We start from the raw sequence: 23,712 nt of genomic DNA, 5'->3' as shown, positions 1-23,712 counted from the left end.
ACTGGGTTGGAGGGGGCGAGTACTCCAGGGAAGGAGCCCGAGATGCCCGCCGTAACCGTAGAGAACCCGCTGACCCTGCCCCGCCTGCCCAGGCCCGACGTCACCGTGCCCGAGCGCAGGGTGCTGACGGTCGCCAGCGCGCCCAGCGGATTCGAGGGTGAGGGCTTCCCCGTGCGCAAGGCCCTGGCCACCATCAAGCCCTCCTACCTCGACCCGTTCGTGATGATGGACCAGATGGGCGAGGTCGACTACGCGCCTGGCGAGCCCAAAGGCACCCCCTGGCACCCCCACCGCGGCTTCGAGACCGTCACCTACGTGATCGACGGCGTCATGGACCACACCGACTCCCACGGCGGCGGCGGCACGATCACCGACGGCGACACCCAGTGGATGACGGCGGGCAGCGGCATCCTGCACAAGGAGGCGCCGCCCGAGTGGCTGGTCCAGAAGGGCGGCCTGTTCCACGGCATCCAGCTGTGGGTCAACCTGCCGGGCAAGGACAAGATGATGGCTCCGAAGTACCAGGACATCGGGCGCATCAACGTCGTCCTGCTCAGCAGCGACGACGGCGGCGCGCTGGTGCGCGTCATCGCCGGTGACGTCGCGGGTCACGTCGGCCCCGGCAGCACGCACACCCCGATCACGCTCCTGCACGCCACGGTCAGCCCGGGCGCGCAGCTCGCCCTGCCGTGGCGCAAGGACTTCAACGCGCTGGCGTACGTCCTGTCAGGGCGCGGCACGGTCGGCGCCGACCGGCAGCCGGTCGAGAGCGGGCAGCTGGCGGTCTACGACGGCTTCGGCAACAGGCCGGGGCTGACGACGGACGGCGAGTGGCTGCGGATCTCGGCCCGCCCGCGGGAGACCCTCGAGGTGATCATCCTGGGCGGCCGGCCGATCGGCGAGCCGGTGGCGCACTACGGGCCCTTCGTGATGAACACCAAGGCCGAGCTGGTCCAGGCCTTCGAGGACTACCAGTCGGGGCGCTTCGGCAGTGTCCCCGCCGGCCACTGACCCACACCGGCAGGCCACACCGGCGTGCCACACCGCGGAAGGTCCCGTCGCGAGCGCGGCGGGACCTTCCGCGTCGTCAGGGCCTACTGCAGGGTGAGGCAGGCGACGCGCGAGCCCGCCGTGCCGTCGGGAGCGGTGGGCTCGGCGTGGATGACCAGCGAGCGGGGCAGGCGGTCGCGGTTGAGTGTCCAGCCGTGGCGGGCCGAGGAGGTGCCCGCGCCCACCGTGTCGGTCTTCAGGTCGAGCCAGACCTCGTTGCTGGCGTCGGCGTGGGAGTGGGCGTGCTGGTAGTGGGGGCCGGCGTCGTCCGGCTTGGCTCCGCAGGGGTTGACGTGCAGGTGCACGCCGTACGCCCTGTTGGGCAGCAGCCCCTCGGCGACCAGGGACGAGCGGGTCTGGCCCGCGACCGACTCGACCGTGGCGCTGGCCTGCGCGCCGTCGGGCGCCAGCGCACGGTCGTAGACGATGACGGCGCCCGTGGTGGCGAACTGGCCGCCTCCCGAGATCCGCACGCCGTTCGGCGTGGGGCTGACGGCGACGCTCGAAGCGCAGGCCGCGGCTGCCGGCGCGGCGACCAGGAGGGCGAACAGCATGGCAGGCAGGCGCATCAGGGAACTCCCCAGAGGTGGCGACAGGCCGTCCACTCTAGTGAGTAATCAGATGTTCACGCGCCGTGTTTACGGGCGATGTCATCGATGATGGCAGCCAGTTGGTGGTCGAGGTCGGTGAGGCCGCCCGCGTCGTGGGTGGTCAGGGTGAGGTGCAGGGTGCGCCATCGGATGTCGATGTCCGGATGGTGGTTGAGCTCCTCCGCCTTGACCGCGATCTCGTCGACGATGCGGATGGCCGTGGGGAAGTCCGGCGCGGTGACGGTGCGCCGGATCTCCTCGCCTTCCTGCTTCCATTCGCTCATGAGGCCCACGTTACTTCAGGGCGCCGGCTCCGAGCCCCGACTGGATCTGGCGCTGGAAGATGATGTAGATGACCAGCACCGGGATGATCGCCAGGTTGAGCGCGGCGAAGAGGGCGGGCCAGTCGGCCTCGTAGCCGGCGATCGTGGAGATGTCGGCGATGCCCTGCGTGATGACCCACTTCTCCTTGTCGCCCGGCACCAGCGCCAGCGGCAGCAGGTACTGGTTCCACTGCCCCAGCACGTTGAAGATCGTGATGCTGATGATGCCCGGCTTGGCCATCGGCAGCATGACCTGGAAGAACGTCCGGGTGTGGGAGGCGCCGTCGATCTTCGCCGCCTCGGCGACCGCCTCGGGCAGCGTACGGAAGAACGCCGCGAGGAAGAAGACGGTGAACGGCAGCGAGTAGGCGATGTAGACGATGACCAGGCCGACGTGCGAGTCGAGCAGCCCGAACTGCTTGACGATGAAGAACAGCGGGCCGATGGCCAGGAAGACGGGGAAGGCCATCCCCGCCACGAACAGCAGGTAGATCAGGCGCTGGCCGGGGAAGGTGTAGCGGGCCAGGACGTAGGCGGCCATGGAGCCGAACAGCATGGTGCCCGCCGTCCCGAAGAGGACGACGACCACCGTGTTGATCATGTAGGTGCCGACGTTCGCCTTGTCCCACGCGCGCGCCCAGTTGTCCCAGCGCAGCTCGGCCGGCAGCTGGAGCGCGTCGCCGAAGATCTCGGTGTTGTTCTTGAAGGCGGCCAGGAACGTCCAGACCAGCGGCAGGATGATCAGCAGGGCCCAGATGACGAGCGCGAGGTGCGAAAGGCCGCTGAAGACGTTGGGCTTGGGCTTGTTCCGCATGTCAGAGCTCGATCTTCTCGCGCCTGGAGACGCGCAGGGTCAGCACCGCGAAGGTGATGGTCAGGAAGAACAGGGCGACGCCCATCGCCGAGGCGTAACCGACCTTGTTGTAGGAGAACGCGGTCTTGTAGATCTCGACGGGCAGCACGGTGGTGGCGCCGTCGGGGCCGCCCGCGGTCACCGACAGGACCTGGACCAGCGCGAAGCAGTCGAAGGCCGCGATGCCGAGGTAGACCCAGCCCACCTGGATCGTGTCGCGCAGCAGCGGCAGCGTGATGGAGAAGAACAGCCTGAAGCGCCCCGCGCCGTCGAGCGCGGCGGCCTCGAAGTAGTCCTTGGGGATGGCGGCCATGCCCGCGGAGAACAGCACCACGTAGAAGCCGACCGCCTGCCAGATCATCACGGCCAGCAGCGACCACAGCGCGAGGCTGGGCTCGGTGAGCCAGCCGACGGGGTCGAAACCCATCTTGATCAGCGCGCCGTTGATGACACCGCTCTCGTCCGGCCGGTAGATGGCCTTCCACAGCACGCTGACGACGGCGACGGCGAGCACCTGGGGGGCGAAGAAGACCACCTTGTAGAAGGTGGACCCCCAGACGCCCCTCATGCCCGAGCCGCGCGACCCGCCGCCCAGGTTGAGCAGGAAGGCGAAGAACAGCGCCAGCGCGATGGTCAGGAGCGGCAGCACGAGCAGGATCACCGCGTGGTTGCGTATCGCCTGCCAGAAGACCTCGTCACCGAAGAGCTTGCCGAAGTTGGCCAGGCCGACATAGGTCGGCTTCCTCTGGTATCCGTTCCAGCTCGTCAGCGCCAGTTGGAACGCCTGGATGTAGGGGCTGATGACGAAGACCAGATAGAGGGTCAGCGGGACGACGAGAAACCCGGCGACGAACCCGTACTTGCGCAACCGCTCCATTTGGTTTAGGCGTTCCTCGTCTGCTTCGCGATCGAGGAGTCGGCCTTGATGTCGTCGGCCTTCTTCTGGACCTTGTCCAGGTACTCCTCGACGGTCAGGCGGCCGGCCATCAGCGTGTTCTGCTGCTGCCAGGCGTAGTCGAACAGCTCCTTGTACCAGCCCTCGAAGCGCGCGTCGGTGATGATGTTCTGACCGGCGGCGTCCTGCGCCTTGGCGGCGCTGACCAGTCCGGGGGTCAGGTCGAGGCCCTCGGCGGCGCCGTTGACGACGGTGAGGTTCTTGGTCTTCTCCGTGAAGCCCTTCGCGCCCTCCTTGGAGAGCATGAGGCGCATGTACTCCAGGCCGCCCTCGGGGTTCTTGCCCTTGGCGGCGACGACGAAGTTCTCGCCGACGCCGACCTGGATGGCTCCGTAGGGCATCTTGTCGGCGGCGGTGATGCTGGGGATGGGCGCGATGGCGTACTCGAAGTCCTTGGGCTTGTCCTTGACCATCTCGTTCTCGAGCCAGGAACCGCAGGGGTAGAACAGCACCTTGTGCTGCAGGTGCTTGATCTGGGTCTGGGTGTGGTCGAGGCCGAGGTAGGACTTGTCGCCGAAGGCGGTCTGGACGTCGAGCCACGCGGTCACGGAGGCCTTGACCGCCTCGGACTTCCAGGCGTTGTCGACGAGGTTGTCGATGTCGATGATGACCTGGTTGCCGCCGATCTTCGCGGCGGAGTAGAGCATGTTCCAGAGCTGGTAGTACGGGCCCTTCTGACCGGGGAAGGCGAACAGGACGATGCCCTCCTTCTTCGCGGTCTCGCCGAGGGCCTTGAACTCCTCCCAGGTGGTCGGGAGGGTCCAGCCCTTGTCGGCGAAGAACTTCGAGTCGTACCAGAGGGCGCGGTGCGACACGATGTAGTTGAGGACCAGGTCCTTGCCGTTGAGCTTGGCGTTCTCGAGGGCGGCGGGGGTGACGGTGTCGCGGACCTTCTTGCCGGGGTCGTCGACGGAAGGGGCGTCCCACAGCGGGGTGAGGTCGGCGAGGTGGCCCTCGGCGGCCAGGGCGGCCAGGTCGAGCGCCTCGGGGCCGGAGTTGTTGACGACGTCGGGCACGTCGCCGCTGAGGAAGCGAGGGCGGAGCTGGGTGCCGATGTTCTGGGTGCCGACGTGCTTGATCTGCACGCCCGCGTGGGCCTTGGTGTAAAGCGGCTGGTGGACGCCTGTGGCGTAGGCGTCGCCGAGGCCGCCGCTGAAGATGACCACCTCGAGCGGCTTCTTGGCGTCGACGCCGAGCGGGTTGGTGGCCGAGACGAGGCCGGAGGCCGACGCGCCGGCGCTGGCCGAGGCCACGGGCTCAGGACCGCCGCCGGTGGCGCAGGCGCTGAGGAGGCCCGCGCCGGGGCCGACGACGAGAGCGGTCATGCCGATCCGGCGCAGCAGCTGACGCCTGGTGATCTCTCCCGGGTGGGTCATGGGGGGCTCTCCTCATGAAAGGACCAATTAGGAAAGTTTCCTAAACGTTTGCCTGAAGGTACGGAGGGCTCCCGACCTGGGTCAAGACCTCGAGACGCAGCTGTGACCTTGAGATGTCACACCGTGACCCTTGCCCAGAACCTTCTTCTGCTGTGAGGCTGATTCCATGATTGAGGAGTACGCGGACCGCGTCTGGCGTGGCGAAGAGGCTGACAGCATCGTCGACAACGGCATGGACGGCAAGGGCGTCCAGCAGATCGCCGACGGTCTCGGCTGGTGGCCTGGGTTCGGCAACGTGATCGCCTTCGAGACCGAGGGCGAGTTGGTGCTCTTCGACACCAGCAGCGGATTCTCCGCCGCCCGGATGCACCAGGACGTGCGCGCGTGGAGCGGCGCGCCGCTGACGACGGCCTTCTTCTCCCACGGCCACTTCGACCACGTGTACGGCCTCGGCCCCTTCGAGCAGGAGGGCCGCAGGGCCACGGTCTACGCCCACGAGGCGGTGGGCGCCCGCTTCGACCGCTACATCCTCACCAACGGATACAACGCGGTCATCAACCAGCGCCAGTTCCAGGCACCGAACCTGCGCTGGCCGAGCGACTACCGCTACCCCGACGTGACCTACCGCGACTCCCTCACCGTGCACAGGGGCGACCTGACCTTCGAGCTGTTCCACGCCAAGGGCGAGACCGACGACGCGACGGTGGGCCACGTCCCCGAGCACCGGCTGCTGCTTCCCGGAGACCTGTTCATCTGGGTGACCCCCAACTGCGGCAACCCGCAGAAGGTGCAGCGCTACCCCCGCGAGTGGGTGCACGCGCTGCGCAGGATGGCCTCGCTGGACGCCGAGATCATGCTGCCCAGCCACGGGGCGCCCGTCTTCGGCGCCGACCGCGTCAGGCAGGCGCTGCTGGAGACCGCCGAGTGGCTGGAGCATCTGGTCACCCAGACGCTGGACCTGCTCAACGCGGGCGCCCGCCTGGACGAGATCGTGCACACCGTCAGGCCGCTCGACCGCTACGCCGACCGGCCCTACCTGCGGGCCCGCTACGACGAGCCCGAGTTCGTCGTGCGCAACATCTGGCGGCTGTACGGCGGCTGGTACGACGGCAACCCCGCTCACCTCAAGCCGGCGCCCGACGCCGTGCTCGCCAGCGCGGTGGCCGAGCTGGCCGGAGGCCCCGCCGTGCTGGCCGACGCGGCGCTGAAGGCGCTGGGCGAGGGCGACGAGCGCCTGGCGGGCCACCTGGCCGAGATGGCCGCGCTGGCCGCGCCCGGCGACGCCGGGGTGCACCGCGTGCGGGCCGAGGTCTTCGGCACGCGCGCGGCCGGCGAGATGTCGCTGATGTCCAAGGGCATCTTCACCTGGGCGGCGTCGGAGTCGTCGAAGATCGCCGGCGCCTAGGAACCCAGGTGCGCCCGCGTCTCGGCGAAGGCCCTGTCGGTGCCTTCGAGGGCGCGAGCGACGTCGTCCTCGGTGTGGGCGGCCGACAGGAACCAGTTGTGCCAGGGGTGGATGTAGACGCCGTTCCTCAGGCAGGCGTCGCTCCAGTACATCGCGGTCGACAGGTCGGCGTCGCCGTCGAAGCTCAGCCAGGGGATGGTCACGGGGCCCGTCTGGTTGACCGTGAAACCGTGCGCCTTGGCCTGGGCGTACAGGCCCTCGCGCAGCCTGGTCCCCGAGCGGAACATCGTCGCGATGCCGTCGGTGTCGCGCAGCGTCTCGATGGTCGCCTTCGCGGCGGCCATCGCGACCGCGCTGAACCAGAACGATCCGGTGGAGTAGAGCGTCTGGGCGGGGCCGCGAAGCGCGTCGACGCCGGTGACCGCGGCGATGGGGTAGCCGTTGGCCATGGCCTTCGACCACGCCGTCAGGTCGGGGCGCACGCCGTACTGCTCCCATGAGCCGCGCAGGTCGATGCGGAAGCCGGCGCGCACGTCGTCGATGACGAGCGCGGCGCCGAGGCGGTCGGCGAGGGCGCGGGCGCCGCGCGCGAAGGCGGGCTCGACGAGCTCCTGGTCCTCGAAGGAGTCGTGCTTGAAGGGGGTGACGATGATCGCGGCCACGTCGCCCTCGACGGTGGCGGCGGCGGCCTCCAGCGACTCCAGGGAGTTGTAGGCGAACTCGACGAGGTCGGCGCGCTCGTTGGGGGTGGTGCCCGCGGTCGAGGGCGTGCACCAGGGATCGGCGCCGTGGTAGGCGCCGTGGGCCATGAGCACCTTCGTACGGCCGGTCGCGGCGCGCGCCACCATGAGCGCCTGGGTGGTGGCGTCGGTGCCGTTCTTGGAGAACATCGCCCAGTCGGCGCTCGGGATCGTGTCCACGAGCAGCTCGGCCAGCTCCACCATGACCGGGCCAGGACCGTTGAGGCAGTCGCCCTCGGCGAGCTGGCGGGCGGCGGCCTCCTCGACCACGGGGTGGCGGTGGCCGAGCACGACGGGGCCCCAGGAGCACATGAAGTCGATGTACTCGCGGCCGTCCACGTCCCACTGCCTGCAGCCCTCGCCCCTGGCGAAGAACTGGGGGTAACCGGGGGCGAAGATGGCGGCGTTGAGGTGACCGTACATGCCGCCGGGGATGACCTGCCGCGCGCGCTCGCGCAGCTCAGCGTCCTTCATCGAAGATCCCTTCCAGATCGCCTGCGTCCGAGCCGAGCCCGGTGGCCACGCGGGCCGCGGCCGCGGTGCCCCACCGGGCGGCGGTGACGACGTCGTGTCCGCGCAGCAGCCCGGTGAGGAAGCCCGCGCAGTAGGCGTCGCCGCAGCCGGTGGTGTCGTTGACCTCCACCTCCAGTGCGGGGACGCGGGTCGAGCCCTCGGCGGTGACCACGAGGCTGCCCTCCTCGCCGAGCGTGACCAGCACCCCCGAGACGCCGTCGGCCAGGAGCGCGGCCGCGGCCTCCTCCACGGTGTCCGCGCCCGTCATGGCCAGCGCCTGCGCGGCGTTGGGCAGCACGTGATCCACGTGCGGCAGGAACGACCTCGCCATGGCCAGCAGGTCCGGCATCTCGGACAGCAGGTCCATGGTGACGATCGTGCCGCGCTCCCTGAGGGAGTCGAGGACGTCGAAGAAGGCGGGCTCGCCCAGGCCGAAGGTGACGTCCATGCCGCCCAGGTGGACGGCCCTCGCGCCGCGCAGCACCTCGACGTCGAGGTCGGCCAGGCTCACGCTCAGGTTCGCGCCCGGCACGTGGAAGCTGGGCCTGCCGCCGTCCGGCCTGATCGGCAGGATGGAGGCGGCGGTCTGCTCGCCCGTGCGGCGGGCCAGCAGCGACACGTCCACGCCGTGCCTGGACATGATCATCAGCAGGAAGTCGCCGAGCTCGTCGTCGCCGATCGCGCCCATGGACGTCACCTTGTTGCCCAGCTTCACCAGGTCGACGGCGGTCCCCGCGGCCGCTCCCGCCGCCGTGAGACGGATCTGGTCGACCAGGACCGTGTCCTGCCCCGCCGGGATCGTCTCGACGGGCCGGGTGAGGATGTCCACGATGTGCACGCCTACGGTCACCACGCTCATGGCCGGTAGTAGACAGACGTCCGAATAAAAAGTCAATATGCTGGAACCATGCCGAAGATCGTTGACCACGACGAGCGCCGCCGCGAGGTGCTGTCCGCCGCGACCGCCGTCATCGTGCGCGACGGCATCGACGCCGCCACCTCCCGCGCGATCGCCAAGGAGGCGGGCTACTCCAACGGAGTGCTGGCCCACTACTTCGCCGACAAGGACGAGATCCTTCTGTCCGCGCTGCGCGACTCCCATCGCCGCATCCGCGCGCGCATCACCGAGCGGGTGGGCGACGCGCGGGGGCTGGCGGCGCTGCGCGAGGTGCTGATGGACAACCTGCCGCTCGACGAGGATCGCGCGCAGGAGACCCGGCTGGAGATCAGCTTCTGGAGCAGGAGTCTCGCCGTGGAGCGCCTGGCCGAGGTGCAGAGGGCGGAGGCGGCCGAGCTGCGCGCCGCCGTACGGCGCCTGCTGGAGGAGGCGCGCGCGGCCGGAGAGATCCGCGCGGACGAGGGCCTCGACGACCTGACCGAACGGCTGCTGGCCCTGGTGGACGGCCTGAGCCTGCGCGCGCTGCTCTACCCTGGCCGGCTGGGCAGGGCAGAGCTGGAGCGCATCATGACCACGACCCTGGAGGCACTGTGACCGCCATCGACCAGCTCAGGCAGCAGCTCTGCGAGTACGGCGGGCGCGCCGTCGAGCTCGGGCTGGTGCTCGGCTCCTCGGGGAACCTGAGCGCGCGCCACGGCGACCTGGTGGCCGTCACGCCCTCGGGCGTCGCGCTCGACCGGCTGACCCCCGAGATGTGTCCGGTCGTGGACGTCGAGGGCTACCTGGTCGAGGGTGAGCTGCAGCCCTCCTCGGAGACCCCGATGCACCTGGCGATCTACGGGAGCACCACCGCGCAGGCCGTCGTGCACACGCACGCCGTCTTCGGCACGGTGGTGGCGACCACCATGACCGAGCTGCCACCCGTCCACTACAACGCCCTGCTGCTCGGCGGCGTGGTGAAGGTCGCCGAGTACGCCACCTACGGCACGCCCGAGCTGGCCGCCAACATCAGGACGGCGATGGAGGGCAAGCAGGCGGCGCTGATGGCCAACCACGGAGGGGTGACCATCGGCGCCACGCTGGAGCAGGCCTTCGAGGCCACCCGGCTGCTCGAGTGGCTGTGCGAGGTCTACGTGCGGGGGCTGTCCGTCGGCAAGCCGGTCGTGCTCACCGACGAACAGCTGGCCGCCGTCGTCGAGCGGGCGGCGAACCCGCCCGTCTTTCCCAGGCGCTGAGCGCGGCCTTCTCCAGGCGCTGATCGCGGGCTTCTCGCGCTAGGCGCTGAGCGCGGCCTTCTCGGCCAGGCCGAGCGGCAGGCTGCCCGAGCCCGCGATCCTGTCGTGGAACTCCTTGAGCGACCCGCTGAACGCCTTGCCGATCCGCTCGATCTCGATCGCGCCGGTCAGGTAGGAGGGAGCCTGGGTGGGCCACGCGCAGTAGCGGTTGACCTCGCCCTTGGCGGTCTCGGGCGACAGCGAGGAGTTGGCCAGCATGTACGCCTCGGCGTCCTCGATGGACATCTCCTCGCAGTGCAGCGCGGTGTCGACCACCATGCGGGCGGCGCGGAAGATGCGCGCGTCCAGGTAGCCCAGCTCGGTGGCCGGGGTGTCGAAGTAGCCCTGCTCGTTGATCATCTTCTCGACGTAGAGGCCCCAGCCCTCGTTGAAGTACGGCGTGCTGAACACCTTGCGGATCGTCCTGGGGTTGCCCGCCTTGTGCGCCAGGTGCCAGTGGTGGCCGGGGTAGGCCTCGTGGACGGAGATCGCCGGCATCTGGAAGCGGCTGTTGGTGCGCAGGCGCTGCCGTACCTGCTCGTCGGTGAAGCCGTCGGGGGTGTAGGGCACGAAGAAGTAGCCGCGCCGCGAGCTGGTCAGCGGCGGCGGCGAGATGTAGTGCGCGACGGACAGGATCGGCCTGTTGTAGGCGGCCGAGGGCAGCACCAGGCACTCCTCGCCCTCGGGGAAGGTGACCAGGTCGCGCTCGCGGACGAACTCGCGGGCGCGCTGCGTCTCCGCCTCGTACTCGGCGCGCATCGCCTCCAGGGTCGGCGGGTGGTTGTCGGCGAGGACGGCCACCGCCGCGCGCCAGTCGTCAGAGCCGTCGAGCCTGCGGGCCGCCTCGCGCATCTCGGCGTCGAGCAGCGCCACCTGCTGCCTGCCTCGCTCGTGCAGGCCCGCCGCGCCGTACCCGAGCAGCTCCCGCTCGGTCAGCAGCGTGGTGTAGAGCTTCTCCCCCATCCGCCAGCTGCCGCGGGCCTCGAAGCCCTCGAGGAAGGTCACGAAGCCGTCGAAGGCGCGGGCGGCGGGCTCGGCCGCCACGGCGAACCTGGAGCTCAGGACGGCGTCGTCGATCATCGAAGGGATGGTCTGCGTCAGCAGCCCCCTCGCGGTGCGGGCCTGGCCGAGGGCGCGCTGCACCTGCAGGTCGGCCGCCAGCTCGGGCTCGAGGTTGACGCGGCAGGCCGCGAGCACGTCCGGCACCTCGCCGAGCTGCGCGATCGCCGCCTCGACCAGCTCGGACTCCGGCTTGAGCGCCCGCTGGAACGGCACGAACAGGGAGGCGAAGACGCCGCCCAGGTAGGCGCTGGGATCCCTGCGCCACCACGGCCACGCGGCCAGCGCCAGGTCGCCGCGCAGCTGGGAGACGGCCAGGTCACGGTCGATCTCGTCGTCGACGGTGGGGGTCTCCCACGTCGCGAGCCTTTCCAGCCACCCCGCCTGCTCGCGCTCGTAGTTCAGCAGGCCGTCCTCGGTGAAGTCGCCGAGCGTGCGGTCGTAGCCTTCGGCGCCCAGCAGTGTCGCGGAGATGGGGTTACGGGTGAAGTACCAGGTCAGAAACTCGTCCACCTTCCGCACCATATCCTGATGAAATGCCGCTTCAGATCACCGGTGCGCTCGGCGACCCCGACCTCATCCGCCTCCCCTGGGAGCTCCCTCTGGAAGAGTGGCCCGCCCGCCACCTTGTGGACCTGCCACGCGGTATCTCCCGCCACGTGGTGCGCTTCGCCAGGCTCGGCGGGAAGGTCTACGCGATCAAGGAGATCAGCGAGCGGTACGCCAAGAGGGAGTACCGGCTGTTGTGGGACCTGGCCAGGCTGGACGCGCCCGCGGTCGAGCCCGTGGCGTACGTGACGGGCAGGGACGAGGGGCTCGACTCCGCGCTCATCACCAGGCACCTGCAGTTCTCGCTCCCCTACAGGGCCGTCATGTCGGGCACCCTGCGCCCCGACACCCTCACCCGCCTGCTCGACGCGCTTGCCGTGCTGCTGGTCCGGCTGCACCTCAACGGCTTCTTCTGGGGCGACTGCTCGCTGTCCAACACGCTGTTCCGCAGGGACGCGGGGGCCTTCGCCGCCTACCTCGTCGACGCCGAGACCGGCGACATGCACCCGATGATCAGCGAGGGCCAGCGCCTGCACGACATCGAGATCGCCTACATGAACCTGTTCGGCGAGATGCTCGACCTCGAGGCGGGCGGGCTGCTGCACCCCTCGATCGACCCGCTCGACACCGCCGAGCAGATCACCTCCCGCTACCACCGGCTGTGGGAGGAGATCACGCAGGACGAGATCATCGAGGAGGTCGACTGGCACAAGGTGGAGAACCGCATCCGCCGCCTCAACCTTCTCGGCTTCGACGTGGCCGAGATGATGGTGCGGCGCAAGGTCGGCACGGGACGGCTCATCGTGCGCCCCAAGGTCGTCGACGCCGGCCACCACCAGCGCCGCCTGCTGCGCCTGACCGGTCTCGACACCGAGGAGAACCAGGCGCGGCGGCTGCTGAACGACCTCGACGGCTTCCGCGTGGCCAGGGGCCTGCGGCACGAGGACGAGGCGATCGTGGCGCACAGGTGGCTGGCCGAGGTCTTCCAGCCGACGATAGAGGCCATCCCGGAGGAGCTGCGCCGCAAGCTGGAGCCGGCGCAGCTCTTCCACGAGGTGCTCGACCACCGCTGGTACCTCTCGGAGACGGCGGGCGGCGACGTGGGCCTGCCCGCCGCGGTGAAGTCGTACGTGGACACCGTGCTGGTCCACAAGCCCGACGAGAAGGCGCTCCTTCCCGAAGAGGATCAGTAGGCGACGGTGATCCTGCGCCGCGGGTGCTCGCCGCTCTCCACCTCGTCGGCGACGGCCACCGCGAAGTCCTCGGCGGTGATGAAGCTCCTGCCGTCCGCGTCGGTGAGCAGCTGGTCGCCGCCCAGGCGGAAGACGCCCGTCCGGTCGCCGGGGGCGATCTCCGCGGCGGGGGCGACGTAGGTCCAGTCGAGGTCGTCGACCTTCCGGTAGAGCTGCTCGTAGACGGCCCGCGCCGCGAGGGACTCCTTTTTGTAGATCTCGGGGAAGCCGGGCGTGTCGACGAGGCTGACGCCCGGCGCGACCTCGAGGCCGCCCGCGCCGCCCACCGTGAGCAGGCGCCTCACGCCCGCCGCGCGGACGCCGTCGATGAGGGCCCTGTTCGCGGCCAGGAAGGGCGCCTCGGGCTCGGAGCCGTCGCGCGGCGGGGCGATGGCGGAGACCACCACGTCGTAGCCCCTGGCGAGCTCGCCCGCCTGCGCCACGTCGCCCTTGACCGGGCCCGACCTGCTCATTCCTGTGACCTCGTGACCGCGATTGCCCAGCTCCGCCGCGATGCGCTGACCGATCATGCCGGTGGCGCCGAAAAGTAGGATCTTCATAACTCAATGGTATCCGTTTGATACTGATTACTTCATCGTGCTATAGGTACCTTATGGATACTGGCGATGCTTTCGACCCGAACTGCCCGACCAGGTTGGTTCTCGACCGCATCGGCGACAAATGGTCGGTGCTGGTGCTGCTGAGCCTGGCCGACGGCCCGATGCGCTTCACCGAGCTGCGCAGGCGCGTCGGCGGCGTCACCCCGAAGGTGTTGACCCAGACGCTGCGCGCCATGGAGTACGACGGACTGCTGACCAGGAAGATCTTCGCCGAGGTGCCCCCCAGGGTGGAGTACACCCTCAGCGAGCTCGGACGCTCGCTGCACGAGCCTGTCGCCGCCGTCACGCGCTGGGCCGAGCAGAACGTCGGGCGCATCATGGGGAGCCGCGAGGCCATCGATCACGCACAGTGATCTTTTCTATACGGTGAGCCTTTTCCCCTCCCAAGAGGAACATATCCTCTACCCCCCTCTTCCGGCGCGGCCGAAGCCTTCATAGCCTGGCTCGGTGCGTCCGCTGGAGAGCCTCCTCACCGGGCTGGCGGGGGTCTGCTCGTCGGGTGCCCTGCGCGTGGGCAGATCCGGGGTGGTCTACCTGCTCGAAGGCAAGGTGACCTACATGGAGAGCGCCGAGACGCCGGGCGTCGAGGAGCTCCTGACCAGTGGCGGCAGGGTGAGCACCGCCGACATGGAGCGCGCCGTGACCAGGCGCGAGGGCGGCGAGCCGCTGTTCAGCGAGGGCCTGCTGACCCGCGAGGAGCTGGCCGAAGCTCTGCGCAGGACCGTGCTCGACTCGGCCCTGCTGCTGTTCGGGCTCGACCACGCGCGGCCGAAGTTCCGCCCGAGCGAGCGCCACTGGCTGGGCCCCCACTGGCACTTCGAGGTCGGCGAACTGATCGAGGAGTGCGGGCGCAGGACCGCGGAGCTCGACCAGGTCTGGCCTTCGGACGAGCTCGACGCCGCACCCGTGGTCCCCGTCCCCCGGCTGCCGGGCGAGCGGGTCTCGCTGACCGACCGCCAGTGGGAGGTGCTCGTGCACGCCGACGGCGCCGCCACCCCGCTCGAACTGGCCAGAAGGCTCGACAGGACGGCCTTCACCGTCCTGCTGGCCGTGAGGGAGCTGGCGGCGGCCGACCTTCTGGTCAAGCCGAGGCGCGCGCCCGCCCTGCCGAGGCGCTCGGCCAAGCCGCCCGGCACCGACGTGCGCCACGAGCCCGCCGAGCTCAGCCTGCTGCTGCGGCTGAAGGCCGGCCTTGAACAGCTGTGACCGCGTCCATGATCTCCTCCCACAGCGGGCGGGGCAGGTCGTGCCCCATGCCGGGGTAGGTGAGCAGCGTGGCGCCGGGGATGGCGGCCGCGGTGGCCCTGCCGCCCGCGATCTGCACCAGCGGGTCGGCCTCGCCGTGGATCACCAGCGCGGGCATCGTGAGCCCGCCCAGCCCCTCGGTACGGTCACCGGAGGCGAGGATCGCGGCGAGCTGGCGGGTGGTCCCGGCGGGGTCGTAGGCGCGGTCGTAGGCCAGGCCCGCGACCTTCGCGATGCGCTCGCGGTCCATCTCGTAGCCGGGTGAGCCGATCACCGCCCAGACCTCGAGCGCCCGCTCGACGGCGGTCTGCCTGTCGGGAGCGGGCGGTGAGAACAGCGCGGCCATCGCCTCGGGGGTGGGCGGTCCCACGTCGGGGCCGGGCGTGGACATGATCGAGGTGAGCGAGAGCACCCGGTCGGGATGGCCGATGGCGAGCGCCTGGGCGATCATGCCGCCCATGGAGACGCCCAGCACGTGGGCGGCAGGCCAGCCGAGCGCGTCCATGAGACCGGCCGCGTCGTCTGCCATGTCACTCAGCAGGTAGGGCGCGGCCGCACCGGGGACGAGCTCGGGCACTCCCGCCTCGGTGAGATGGGTGGAGAGCCCCACGTCGCGGTTGTCGTAGCGGACGACGTGGTGGCCCCTCGCGGCGAGGAGCTCGCAGAACTCCTCGTCCCAGTGAACGAGCTGCGAGCCCAGCCCCATGATCAGCAGGAGCGGTCGGTCACCGGGGGCGCCGAAGCTGTCGTAGGCGATCTCGATGCCGTTGCTCTTCGCCATGAGCGTCATGCGGAACAGAATGACATTCTGTTCCGCATGACGGCAAGACCGTCCTAGCGGCGGACGGCCCTGCGGATCCGGCCGCGGCCCAGGTAGCCGACTCCGCCCACGACCGCGAGGCCGCCGACGAGGGCGAGCGCGGTGCCGGTGCGGGAGGTGTCGGACGTGGTCTCGGCGGCGGTGGTCGCAGCGGTGGCGTCGGTGTCCAGCGAGGCGGGCGCGATGGCCGCGGCCTTGCCGACCTCCTGGGCCTCCTTGGCCTGCTCGGCCTTATCCTTCAGCGCGGCCACCTTCGCGGCCTCGGCCTTCTTCTCCTCGGCGGCCTTCTTCTTGGCCGCGACGGCGAGGACGTCCACCGGGGGCTTGGCCGGGTTGGTGTCCTTGCGGCCCCACGCGCCGGTGGAGAAGGCGACGGGGTGGTTCTTCTTGCCCACGCCGTTGCCCCACTTGGTGATGACGTACTGGACCTTGATGTGGCCCTGGCCGCCGTTGCCGTCCACGCCCAGCGTGCTGGAGTTGAAGGTGCCGCCGGTCAGGTCGGCGAAGGTCTTGGCGTCGAGGTCGAGCATGATGCCGTTGTTCGAGGGGGCGCCGGGACCGCGGTCACCGACGAAGAAGGGGGCCTTCTTGCCCTTGTAGACGACGTAGCCCTCGGTCATGAGGGGCCAGCTCGGGCTGGCGGCCAGGCCCTTGCGCATCGGGATGCCACTGGCGGGCAGACCGGTGTCACCGGCGCGGCCGGAGGCGTCGTCCCAGTAGTAGGAGGCGGTGGTGGATCCCTTGAGGAGAGTCCGCTGCTCGGTGGCCTGGCTGATGTCGGGGGCGGTGGGCTCGGCGAAAGCGGCGGTGGCGCCGGCGCCGACGGTGAAGGCGGTGGTGACGAGCAGAGCGGAAACGCGCATGCCGAAGCGGGCGGTCATGAAAGTCCTTTGTTTGAGGCAATGGGAATGCCGCGCTCAAAGTGAGATCAGCGAAAGGCGTAGCCGGGCACAGGCCGAACGGACGCTACGCGGAGCGCGGAGGAAGGAAGGGGGAAGTAAAGGGGCCGCTCAGCAGGCGGCGGGTATCATCGCTACAGGGGCGTGGCGGTAGTGCATGGGGGTTCGGTCCTCTCCATCTCGCCTACCGGGTTAGCTGACGGGTTCGGGCGTGGAGATGCCCTACCGGCCCGTGGGCCGGATTCACCCCAATGAGATGGGTCCCCGGTTCCCGCACTGCGGGATTCGGCGCCAGCCGGCCTGCCTTCCTGATGAAGGGCAAGGTCACCAGCTGGTAACGCAATGGACTCTAGGGGCAAAACACCCCAAAGGCAAAAGCAAACCCATGAATCGGGCAGAAGATCTACCCTTTATCGTCACGATTCAACCGGGTTGGCGGCACCCGAAACCCCTGAAAAACAGCGGAATACGCGCGCTCTGATCATTAATGCGATCTAGCCAAGAAAATCATGAAATTCCCTGACGAATCAGGGCATGTAGGCCCTCCCCGTGCCCGCCGCAGGGCGGGCACGGGGAGGCGCGGGTCACACCTCGAGCTTCTCCTCGATGGCGCGCATCTGGTGACGGGCCATCGCCAGGTTGGCCCTCCCGCGGTCCAGCGCGAGGTAAAGGAACAGTCCCTTCCCGCCCCTGCCGGTCATCGGCCTGATGATGTGGTACTGCCCGGTCAGGGAGATCAGGATGTCCTCGATGGTGTCCTTGAGGCCAAGCGACTCCATGGTGCGCAGCTTGGCCTTGACCACCTCGGTGTTGCCCGCGGCCGCCACCTGCAGGTCCAGGTCCTTGGAGCCACCCAGCGCGCCCAGCGCCATGCCGCTGCCGTAGTCGACCACCACGGCGCCGAGGGCGCCGTCGATCGCCATCATCTCCTTGAGGGAGACGTCCATGCTCGCCATGCTTTCCTCCGTCGGGGTGTGAGTCACCGCTTGCGTGATGCGATGGCGGCCACGCTCGCCGCCGTCTTGCGGCCCTCCAGCCGCAGCAGCCCCAGGTTGGTTCCGGGCTCGGCCAGGACTGTGAGGACGATCGTGGGGCCCGCCGCGTAGAAGGCGGCGAAGCCGGCCGTACCGGAGATGAGCGTCTCCTCCAGCGCGCCCTTGCCCGCCATGGCGGCCATGCGCGCGCTCAGCGCGAGCAGGGCGGCGGAGAGCGCCGCGGTCTGCTCGGCGTTGTCCGCGTTCAGATCGCAGGCGACGGTCAGCCCGTCGACCGTGCAGGCGACGCTCCCGCTGATGTCGGGGGTGCGCTCCCTGAGGAGGACCATCTCTCTCAGCACCTCTTCTCGCAGCTCCACTGGTGGTCTCCTTCTGAGTGAGGGGAACCTCACGACAGCTCCTCCAGCGCCTTCTTCAGCCGGATCAGCAGGTTCAGGTCGGTCGGGTCGCCGTTCACCGCCGGCCCGAGAGGCAGCGCGGGAGCGTCGGGGTCGTGCGGAGGCCTGGGCTCGCGGTCCCGGCGGCCGCCGCGCAGGGGCAGCGCCGTGGCCGCGGGACGGTGCAGCAGTCCCGCGGCCGCCAGCCTGCGCACCGCGAGCAGCGTCGAGTAGCCCGGTCTGCCCAGCCGTCTGGCCAGTTCGAGGGGGGTCGCCTCCCTGTCGGCGTGGATGAGGATCTCCCACTGCAGGTCGCTGAGCACCACCCGGTGCCCGGGCAGCCGCCTGACCGGCGAGACCGGGGCGGTGTCCAGCTCGGCCGAGGGCCAGATCGCCGTCAGCTGCGCGGCCCTGCGGGCGCACTCGCGGACGATCGCCTCGACCTCGAAGAACCACTGGCCGCCCAGCCAGTGCCGCTCGCCCGGCCTGAACTTCGGCCTGGAGCCGGTGACCTGGAGCAGGAAGAAGGCGGCGTCCAGCACCGCCCCGAGCACGCAGTGCTGCAGCTCGCCCCTGGTGAGCGCGCCCTCCTCGACCAGCCTGCTCCCCGCGCCCTCCCGCCTGGCCGCCCCGAGCGTCTGCTCGGAGACCCTGCCGCTGGCGGCGAGGACGTCCTCGGCGCCAGGCGTGTCGGCGCACTCCATGTAGGCGACCCTGCCGGCGTCGAGGAAGATCGTGCCGGAGCGCCCGACGCGCAGGGCGCCCGTCGACCGCTCTCTGGCCAGTCCCGCGAGCAGCATGTCCAGCGCAGGCATGTCACATCGTCAACTGACGGGAGATGGCCTGCAGGCGGAAGCGGGCCAGGGCGAGGTTGGCCCTGTCCCTGTCGAGCCGCACGTAGATGACCAGCGGGCTCTCGAACGGCGTCTCCAGGGGACGCAGCAGGTGGTGGCCCTTGTCCGTGGTGACGAGCATGTCGTCGACCCGGACCGTTCCACCCGGCGCCGACTGTGCCAGGCCGTCCATCGTGACGCGCAGGGTCTCGCTGATGGCCGCCGCCGAACGCGCGGCGTCGACGTCGACGTCGCCGCCTGTCGCGGCCACCGCCATGCCGCTGGCGTGGTCGACCACCATCGCGTCGAGCGCGCCTGGAATGGCCATGACCTCGGCCAGGCAGTCGTCGAGTCCGAGCACGGGACCTCCCTCGCCGTCGTGCTGATCGGGACAGCGTAGGAGGGGGCCGGAGGGGCCGACGTTCCAGCGTTGGTCGGGAATGTCGCCGGTTATGGATATCTATAACTGGAGGGGCGGAAAACTACGCCAGAGTGGCAAGCCTGCCCGCGAGGCCGGCGATCGGCCCTCGCGGCTCCAGACAAGATCCGAGGAGGGTACGGCAGGCCGTACCCTCCTCTGGAGACCAGGCGTCAGCCGCCGCTCTTACGACGGAAGGTCCGCTTGTTGGAAGCGGGACCGTGCGCGCCATGGATCTTCGACGGATCCTTCCCCCTGCCGCCTTCGACCGAGTCGGCGTGCTGGTTGTTCTTGCGCTCCAGCGCCTCGCGGAACTTCCGCTTCAGCTCCTCCTCGGGGGCCTCGGTGGGCTCGGGTTCCGCTGGTGTTTCAGCCATCAGGACCTCCTGGTCTTGGGGACAAAGACAGCTTCGCACGATCGCGCGTACGCCGCGAAACCGGCCGCCCTTTGAGACCCCGCCCGAGGTCGTCAGCGGGCGACCACCGCGACGGGGCAGTGGGCGCGGCGCAGCAGCGTGTGTGAGGCGGGCGTGCTCAGCCCGACGGGCCAGCCGTGCGCCCCGACCACCACCATGGCGGCCCGCTCGGACGCCTCGACGAGCAGCCTCTCGCGATGGCGGTCGTGTGGGAGGTCCTGGACCACCGCCACGTCGGGGAAGGCGCCCCGCCACCCCGCGAGGACGTCGGTCAGCAGGCGGCGCTCCTCGGGCAGGTCGTCGTCGTGCCCGCGCCGCTTCGGGTGGGACCAGGGATGCACGGCCCTCAGGGGAGCCTCGCGAAGGGCGGCCTCCTCGAAGGCGAAGGCCAGGACCGGGTCCTGCCCGTGCGCGCCGGTGATCTCGACCACGACCTCGCCGTGGGCCGAGCTCTCGCGGACCACGACGGTCGGGCACGGCGGCCGGGCCGTCAGCGCGCGGCTCGTGGAGCCCATGAGCAGGGAGGCGAGCTCACCGCCGCCCCTGCTGCCCACCACGAGGAGCTGGGCGTCGGCCGCGCGTTCGGCGAGCGCCTCCTCCGGCCTGCCGTCCAGGATCTCGGTGGTCACCTCCAGGCCGTCGCGTCGCGCCCACGACATGGAGACCGCCTCCGCCAGCATGATCCGCGCGCGCTCGTCGTCCTCGGGCGACTGGTTGACCGGGATGTCGACGGCCCAGCGTGGGATGGCGTGCGCGATGACCAGTGGCGCCCGCCGGAAGACCGCCTCCTCCGCAGCCCACTCGACCGCTCGCAGGGCGGCCGGCGACCCGTCGGTTCCCGCTATGACAGGGCCTCGCATGTTCGCTCACCTGCCTCAGGGCACTCCTCTGGAGACATCTGCCCTCGGCGTGAACCGGAAAACGACCCTAACCTGCCGTACCCGGACCTTCCGCACTGTGATGAGCGCCACATCGAGGGTAAGGGATGCCCCTCAGGAGAAGGAGGCGCACCCATGAACGACAAACGCTGGGTCGTGCAGATCGACATCACCGAAGAGGGCGATCTCACCAAGGCCCACGCCACTCTGTCCGGCGGACGGCTGGCCGGCTACGGCGAGGCCCACCGCAATCCCAACGACCCGCCCGCCCCCGACATCGGGGACGAGCTGGCCGCCGGCCGGGCCCTGCAGGACCTGACCTATCAGCTGCTCGGAACGGCCAACATGGACGTCGCCCAGAACGCGGCCACCACGCCCAGCTGAACCGACCGCATCACGCCCGGACGCGGGCGCGAGACGGGGAGGCATCCCATGATGCAGAAGGTACGCGAGATCATGACACCGGCGCCGGTGTCTCTGCCGTCGGGGGCGACGCTGGCGGAGGCGGCGAAGCAGATGCGTGATCACCACATCGGGGACGTGCTCGTCGTGGACGACGACCGGCTTCTCGGCATCGTCACCGACAGGGACATCGTCATCCGCGCGATCGCGGAGGGCAGCGACCCTGGGCGGACCTCGCTCGGCGAGGTGTGCAGCAGGGAGGGGCTGACCTGCGTCACACCGCAGGACGACGCCGAGCAGGCCGTGGAGCTCATGCGCAGCAAGGCGATCCGGCGCATCCCCGTACTGGAGGACGGCAGGCCCGTGGGCGTGGTGTCGCTGGGCGACCTGGCCCTCGAGCGGGACTCTCGCTCCGTCCTCGCCGACATCAGCGCCGCTCCCGCGAACAACTAGCACGCCGATGTTCGCCGATCGCAGCGAAGCGGGACGGCGTCTCGCTGAGAAACTGCGCCCGCTGGCCGGTGAGGACGTCGTCGTCCTCGGTCTTCCCCGCGGCGGCGTCCCTGTCGCCTTCGAGGTGGCCGACGCCATCGGGGCGCCGCTCGACGTCATCCTGGTGCGCAAGCTCGGCGTGCCCATCAGGCCTGAGCTGGCGTTCGGCGCGATCGGCGAGGACGGCGTGCGCGTTCTGAACCACGACATCATCAAGGGCGCCGCCCTCCGGCCGGAGGACATGGCGACCGTGGAGAGCAGGGAGCGGGCCGAGCTCGAGCGACGCTCCGCGCACATCCGCAGGGGGCGGCCCAAGGTCGACCTGACCGGCAGGACCGCCATCGTGGTCGACGACGGCATCGCCACGGGCGCGACGATCCGGGCCGCCTGCCAGGTGGCCAGGGCGCAGGGCGCCGCTCGCGTCGTCGTGGCCACGCCCGTCTGCCCTCCCGACACCGCCGTACGGCTGCGCCAGGAGGCCGACGACGTCGTGTGCGTGCTCACCCCTCGCTCACTCACCTCCATCGGCCAGTGGTACGCCGACTTCACGCAGATCGGCGAGGAGCAGGTGAGCGAGCTGCTCTCGTGCGTCACGGGGATGTCGGAGGAGGTGTGGATCGAGGCGGGCGACACGGCGCTGCCGGGTGAGCTGGTCGTTCCGCGCGGCGCCCGCACGGTCGTCGTGTTCGTCCACGGCAGCGGCAGCAGCCGTTCCAGTCCGCGCAATCGCTACGTCGCCAGCGCCATGCACAAGGCGGGGCTCGGCACGCTGCTGTTCGACCTGCTCACCTCGGCGGAGGAGACCCACAGGGCCAACGTCTTCGACATCTCGCTGCTGGCCGGCAGGCTGGGTCAGGCCACCGAATGGCTGCGCGCGTACCTGCCGCACGTCGCCGTCTGCTACTTCGGGGCCAGTACGGGAGCGGCGGCGGCGCTGTGGGCCGCGGCCGTCCCGCACGCCGATGTCGCGGCCGTGGTCTCCCGAGGGGGCAGGCCCGATCTGGCCGAGGCGCGTCTCGCCGAGGTGGAGGCGCCCACGCTGCTGATCGTGGGCGGCGACGACCGGCAGGTGCTCGAGCTGAACCGAGCCGCCCAGGCACTGCTGCGCTGTGAGAACCGGCTCGCCGTCGTGCCGGGCGCGGGGCACCTGTTCGAGGAGCCTGGAGCGCTCGAAGCCGTCTCCGCGCTGGCCCGCGAGTGGTTCACCCGGCACCTGCCGCAGGGGGCCTCGCGCCACGGGGCGGAGGCGTAGGAGCGCTCCCTACACGTAGCGGGGGCGGCCGGCCAGGGCGCCGACCCCGATCTGGACCACGAGCACGCCGATCAGCATGAGGAAGGGGACCGTCCAACCACCGGTGACATCGTGCAGCAGGCCGAACAGGAACGGGCCCGCGGCGGCCAGCAGGTATCCGAACCCCTGCGCCATGCCGGAGAGCTTCGCGGTCTCCTGACCGGTGCGCGCCCGCAGCGCGATGGTGGTCAGGGCCAGCGAGAAGACGCTCATCCCGAGACCGAGCAGCACCGTCCACAGCAGGGGCGAGAAGGAGGGCGCGAGCAGCAGGCCGAGCAGACCGGCCAGCCCGCACCCGCCGAGGCCCACGATCCATCCGCTCTGGCTGCCGCTCCTGGCCGCGAGCGCGGGCACCACCAGGCTGATCGGCAGCGCGAGGAGCGCCAGCAGGCCGAGCAGCAACCCCGCCTCACCGCGGCTGACCCCTCCGACGTCCATGAGGACCCTGGGCAGCCAGCCGATCACCACGAAGGCGAGCAGCGCCTGCAGTCCGAAGAACACGGTGATGATCCAGGCCAGCCGGTTGCGCAGGAGCGAGCGCCCCCGCCGGTCGGCCTGCGCGGCGGCCCCGAACCCGCCCCCTCGCGCGGCGACCGTCCACACCACCAGCGCCAGTACGGCCGGCGCGGCCCACGTGGCCAGCGCGGGCCGCCATCCCCCGAGCGCGGTGTCGAGCGGCGGGGTCAGCGCCGACCCGAGCGTGGCGCCGAGTTGCAGGGCGGCGGTGTAGACGCCGGTCATCAAGCCGATGCGGGCAGGGAAGGACTCCTTCACCACCACGGGGATCAGCACGCCCGCGAAGGCGATGCCGGCGGCGGCGACCAGCGTCCCCCCGATCATGAGGAGTGAGCCGTCCAGCACACGGATCACGAGCCCGCCCGCCAGCAGGGCCAGCGCGATGGAGACTGCCGCGCCCACCCCGGCCCGGCGCGCCAGCAGCGGCGCGATCAGGCCCGCGACCGCGAAGCACAGGACGGGGACGGTGGTGAGCAGCCCCGCCCACGTCTCGCTCGCGCCGAGAGAGGCGCGCGTCTCGTCGAGCAGCGGGCCGACGCTGGTCACCGCCGGTCGCAGGTTCAACGCGGTGAGCGCCACCGCGACGGAGAACAGCGCTCCGCCTGCCGCCACCCGGCCGCCGGTCCCCTGGGCACCGTCCTGGCGGCATTCCACAGACATCTCGCTCCTTCGCGGCCCCTAGGCGGCCATCCA

At 70.3% G+C, this 23,712-nt stretch carries 28 protein-coding genes and 1 riboswitch; of the genes, 10 read left to right on the top strand and 18 right to left on the bottom strand.

Annotated features, from left to right (window positions below):
* Nucleotides 1-42 precede the first annotated feature (42 nt).
* A complete protein-coding gene (locus FHR33_RS34515; protein ID WP_183656815.1) occupies nt 43-1,011 on the top strand; it encodes a pirin family protein in 969 nt (322 codons plus the stop codon).
* An 83-nt stretch (nt 1,012-1,094) separates the two neighbouring features.
* Here FHR33_RS34515 and FHR33_RS34510 read toward each other — a convergent pair whose 3' ends face one another.
* Genes FHR33_RS34510 through ngcE form a run of 5 tightly spaced genes read right to left on the bottom strand, consistent with a single transcriptional unit; the run spans nt 1,095 to nt 5,147 of the window.
* A complete protein-coding gene (locus tag FHR33_RS34510; RefSeq protein ID WP_183656813.1) occupies nt 1,095-1,619 on the bottom strand; it encodes a superoxide dismutase family protein in 525 nt (174 codons plus the stop codon).
* A 56-nt stretch (nt 1,620-1,675) separates the two neighbouring features.
* Nucleotides 1,676-1,924: a 4a-hydroxytetrahydrobiopterin dehydratase gene (locus FHR33_RS34505; protein WP_183656810.1), complete on the bottom strand. Its 249-nt coding sequence runs from the start codon at nt 1,922-1,924 to the stop codon at nt 1,676-1,678.
* Between the two features lie 10 nt (nt 1,925-1,934).
* Entirely contained in the window at nt 1,935-2,777 is an 843-nt protein-coding gene (locus tag FHR33_RS34500; protein ID WP_183656808.1) for a carbohydrate ABC transporter permease, read from the bottom strand.
* Nucleotide 2,778: 1 nt separating this feature from the next.
* On the bottom strand, nt 2,779-3,693 hold the full coding sequence (locus FHR33_RS34495; RefSeq protein ID WP_183656805.1) for a carbohydrate ABC transporter permease: 915 nt from the start codon (nt 3,691-3,693) through the stop codon (nt 2,779-2,781).
* Between the two features lie 5 nt (nt 3,694-3,698).
* Nucleotides 3,699-5,147, bottom strand: a complete 1,449-nt coding sequence (gene ngcE, locus FHR33_RS34490; RefSeq protein ID WP_183656802.1) for an N-acetylglucosamine/diacetylchitobiose ABC transporter substrate-binding protein — start codon at nt 5,145-5,147, stop codon at nt 3,699-3,701.
* Nucleotides 5,148-5,313: 166 nt separating this feature from the next.
* On the opposite strand from ngcE, the gene FHR33_RS34485 reads away from it, so the two are divergent.
* Entirely contained in the window at nt 5,314-6,552 is a 1,239-nt protein-coding gene (locus FHR33_RS34485) for an alkyl sulfatase dimerization domain-containing protein (protein WP_183656799.1), read from the top strand.
* Here the strand turns inward: FHR33_RS34485 and FHR33_RS34480 are convergent.
* Together FHR33_RS34480 and FHR33_RS34475 are read right to left on the bottom strand one after the other, a co-directional pair.
* Entirely contained in the window at nt 6,549-7,766 is a 1,218-nt protein-coding gene (locus tag FHR33_RS34480) for an aminotransferase class III-fold pyridoxal phosphate-dependent enzyme (RefSeq protein WP_183656796.1), read from the bottom strand. The two genes, FHR33_RS34485 and FHR33_RS34480, sit on opposite strands and share 4 nt — an antisense overlap.
* Entirely contained in the window at nt 7,753-8,664 is a 912-nt protein-coding gene (locus tag FHR33_RS34475; RefSeq protein WP_183656793.1) for a carbohydrate kinase family protein, read from the bottom strand. The genes FHR33_RS34480 and FHR33_RS34475 overlap by 14 nt, the downstream gene beginning before the upstream one ends.
* Nucleotides 8,665-8,712: 48 nt before the next feature.
* Here FHR33_RS34475 and FHR33_RS34470 point away from each other — a divergent pair, with 48 nt between their 5' ends.
* Entirely contained in the window at nt 8,713-9,297 is a 585-nt protein-coding gene (locus FHR33_RS34470; protein WP_183656790.1) for a TetR/AcrR family transcriptional regulator, read from the top strand.
* Entirely contained in the window at nt 9,294-9,938 is a 645-nt protein-coding gene (locus FHR33_RS34465; RefSeq protein WP_312895845.1) for a class II aldolase/adducin family protein, read from the top strand. Before FHR33_RS34470 ends, FHR33_RS34465 begins: the two co-directional genes overlap by 4 nt.
* 39 nt (nt 9,939-9,977) lie before the next feature.
* Here the strand turns inward: FHR33_RS34465 and FHR33_RS34460 are convergent, their stop codons facing one another.
* Nucleotides 9,978-11,549, bottom strand: a complete 1,572-nt coding sequence (locus FHR33_RS34460) for a DUF885 domain-containing protein (RefSeq protein WP_312895844.1) — start codon at nt 11,547-11,549, stop codon at nt 9,978-9,980.
* Between the two features lie 23 nt (nt 11,550-11,572).
* Between FHR33_RS34460 and FHR33_RS34455 the strand changes: the two genes are divergently transcribed.
* The gene (locus FHR33_RS34455; RefSeq protein ID WP_183656786.1) at nt 11,573-12,778 is read left to right on the top strand and encodes a DUF4032 domain-containing protein; all 1,206 of its coding nucleotides are present in this window, start codon (nt 11,573-11,575) and stop codon (nt 12,776-12,778) included.
* Here the strand turns inward: FHR33_RS34455 and FHR33_RS34450 are convergent.
* Nucleotides 12,772-13,377, bottom strand: a complete 606-nt coding sequence (locus FHR33_RS34450; protein WP_183656783.1) for an NAD(P)-dependent oxidoreductase — start codon at nt 13,375-13,377, stop codon at nt 12,772-12,774. The two genes, FHR33_RS34455 and FHR33_RS34450, sit on opposite strands and share 7 nt — an antisense overlap.
* A gap of 53 nt (nt 13,378-13,430) precedes the next feature.
* On the opposite strand from FHR33_RS34450, the gene FHR33_RS34445 reads away from it, so the two are divergent.
* Both FHR33_RS34445 and FHR33_RS34440 read left to right on the top strand, forming a co-directional pair.
* Nucleotides 13,431-13,790: a winged helix-turn-helix transcriptional regulator gene (locus FHR33_RS34445; RefSeq protein WP_183656780.1), complete on the top strand. Its 360-nt coding sequence runs from the start codon at nt 13,431-13,433 to the stop codon at nt 13,788-13,790.
* 94 nt (nt 13,791-13,884) lie between these two features.
* Complete coding sequence (locus FHR33_RS34440) at nt 13,885-14,643, top strand: DUF4388 domain-containing protein (protein WP_183656777.1); 759 nt, start codon at nt 13,885-13,887, stop codon at nt 14,641-14,643.
* Here FHR33_RS34440 and FHR33_RS34435 read toward each other — a convergent pair.
* The 8 genes from FHR33_RS34435 to FHR33_RS34400 form a co-directional block, all read right to left on the bottom strand.
* Nucleotides 14,600-15,472 (bottom strand): alpha/beta fold hydrolase, encoded by an 873-nt coding sequence (locus FHR33_RS34435; protein ID WP_183656774.1) that lies wholly within the window; start codon nt 15,470-15,472, stop codon nt 14,600-14,602. The genes FHR33_RS34440 and FHR33_RS34435 overlap by 44 nt on opposite strands.
* Before the next feature lie 44 nt (nt 15,473-15,516).
* Nucleotides 15,517-16,383, bottom strand: a complete 867-nt coding sequence (locus tag FHR33_RS50830) for a hypothetical protein (protein WP_246452274.1) — start codon at nt 16,381-16,383, stop codon at nt 15,517-15,519.
* Nucleotides 16,384-16,567: 184 nt separating this feature from the next.
* A riboswitch (cyclic di-AMP (ydaO/yuaA leader) is annotated at nt 16,568-16,702 on the bottom strand.
* Between the two features lie 283 nt (nt 16,703-16,985).
* A complete protein-coding gene (locus tag FHR33_RS34425; RefSeq protein WP_183656771.1) occupies nt 16,986-17,357 on the bottom strand; it encodes a hypothetical protein in 372 nt (123 codons plus the stop codon).
* Between the two features lie 23 nt (nt 17,358-17,380).
* The gene (locus FHR33_RS34420) at nt 17,381-17,755 is read right to left on the bottom strand and encodes a roadblock/LC7 domain-containing protein (RefSeq protein WP_183656768.1); all 375 of its coding nucleotides are present in this window, start codon (nt 17,753-17,755) and stop codon (nt 17,381-17,383) included.
* 29 nt (nt 17,756-17,784) lie between these two features.
* Nucleotides 17,785-18,588 carry a DUF4388 domain-containing protein gene (locus FHR33_RS34415; protein ID WP_183656765.1) on the bottom strand — a complete coding sequence of 268 codons (804 nt, stop codon included), beginning with the start codon at nt 18,586-18,588 and terminating at the stop codon, nt 17,785-17,787.
* A gap of 1 nt (nt 18,589) precedes the next feature.
* The gene (locus tag FHR33_RS34410) at nt 18,590-18,967 is read right to left on the bottom strand and encodes a roadblock/LC7 domain-containing protein (RefSeq protein WP_183656762.1); all 378 of its coding nucleotides are present in this window, start codon (nt 18,965-18,967) and stop codon (nt 18,590-18,592) included.
* A 230-nt stretch (nt 18,968-19,197) separates the two neighbouring features.
* On the bottom strand, nt 19,198-19,401 hold the full coding sequence (locus FHR33_RS34405) for a DUF5302 domain-containing protein (RefSeq protein WP_183656759.1): 204 nt from the start codon (nt 19,399-19,401) through the stop codon (nt 19,198-19,200).
* 92 nt (nt 19,402-19,493) lie between these two features.
* The gene (locus FHR33_RS34400; protein WP_183656756.1) at nt 19,494-20,300 is read right to left on the bottom strand and encodes a universal stress protein; all 807 of its coding nucleotides are present in this window, start codon (nt 20,298-20,300) and stop codon (nt 19,494-19,496) included.
* A 153-nt stretch (nt 20,301-20,453) separates the two neighbouring features.
* Between FHR33_RS34400 and FHR33_RS34395 the strand changes: the two genes are divergently transcribed.
* From FHR33_RS34395 to FHR33_RS34385, 3 genes are read left to right on the top strand one after another with little or no spacing between them, the layout of a single operon-like run.
* Complete coding sequence (locus FHR33_RS34395) at nt 20,454-20,702, top strand: DUF1876 domain-containing protein (protein ID WP_183656753.1); 249 nt, start codon at nt 20,454-20,456, stop codon at nt 20,700-20,702.
* A gap of 48 nt (nt 20,703-20,750) precedes the next feature.
* Entirely contained in the window at nt 20,751-21,173 is a 423-nt protein-coding gene (locus tag FHR33_RS34390) for a CBS domain-containing protein (protein WP_183656750.1), read from the top strand.
* 7 nt (nt 21,174-21,180) lie between these two features.
* Complete coding sequence (locus FHR33_RS34385; RefSeq protein ID WP_183656747.1) at nt 21,181-22,464, top strand: phosphoribosyltransferase family protein; 1,284 nt, start codon at nt 21,181-21,183, stop codon at nt 22,462-22,464.
* Between the two features lie 9 nt (nt 22,465-22,473).
* Here the strand turns inward: FHR33_RS34385 and FHR33_RS34380 are convergent, their stop codons facing one another.
* Nucleotides 22,474-23,679 carry a CynX/NimT family MFS transporter gene (locus FHR33_RS34380; protein WP_183656744.1) on the bottom strand — a complete coding sequence of 402 codons (1,206 nt, stop codon included), beginning with the start codon at nt 23,677-23,679 and terminating at the stop codon, nt 22,474-22,476.
* Nucleotides 23,680-23,712: the final 33 nt, after the last annotated feature.

Origin of the sequence: Nonomuraea dietziae (assembly GCF_014195505.1) — a bacterium.
Taxonomy (GTDB): domain Bacteria; phylum Actinomycetota; class Actinomycetes; order Streptosporangiales; family Streptosporangiaceae; genus Nonomuraea; species Nonomuraea roseola.
This window is presented reverse-complemented; position numbering and strand designations above follow the sequence as displayed.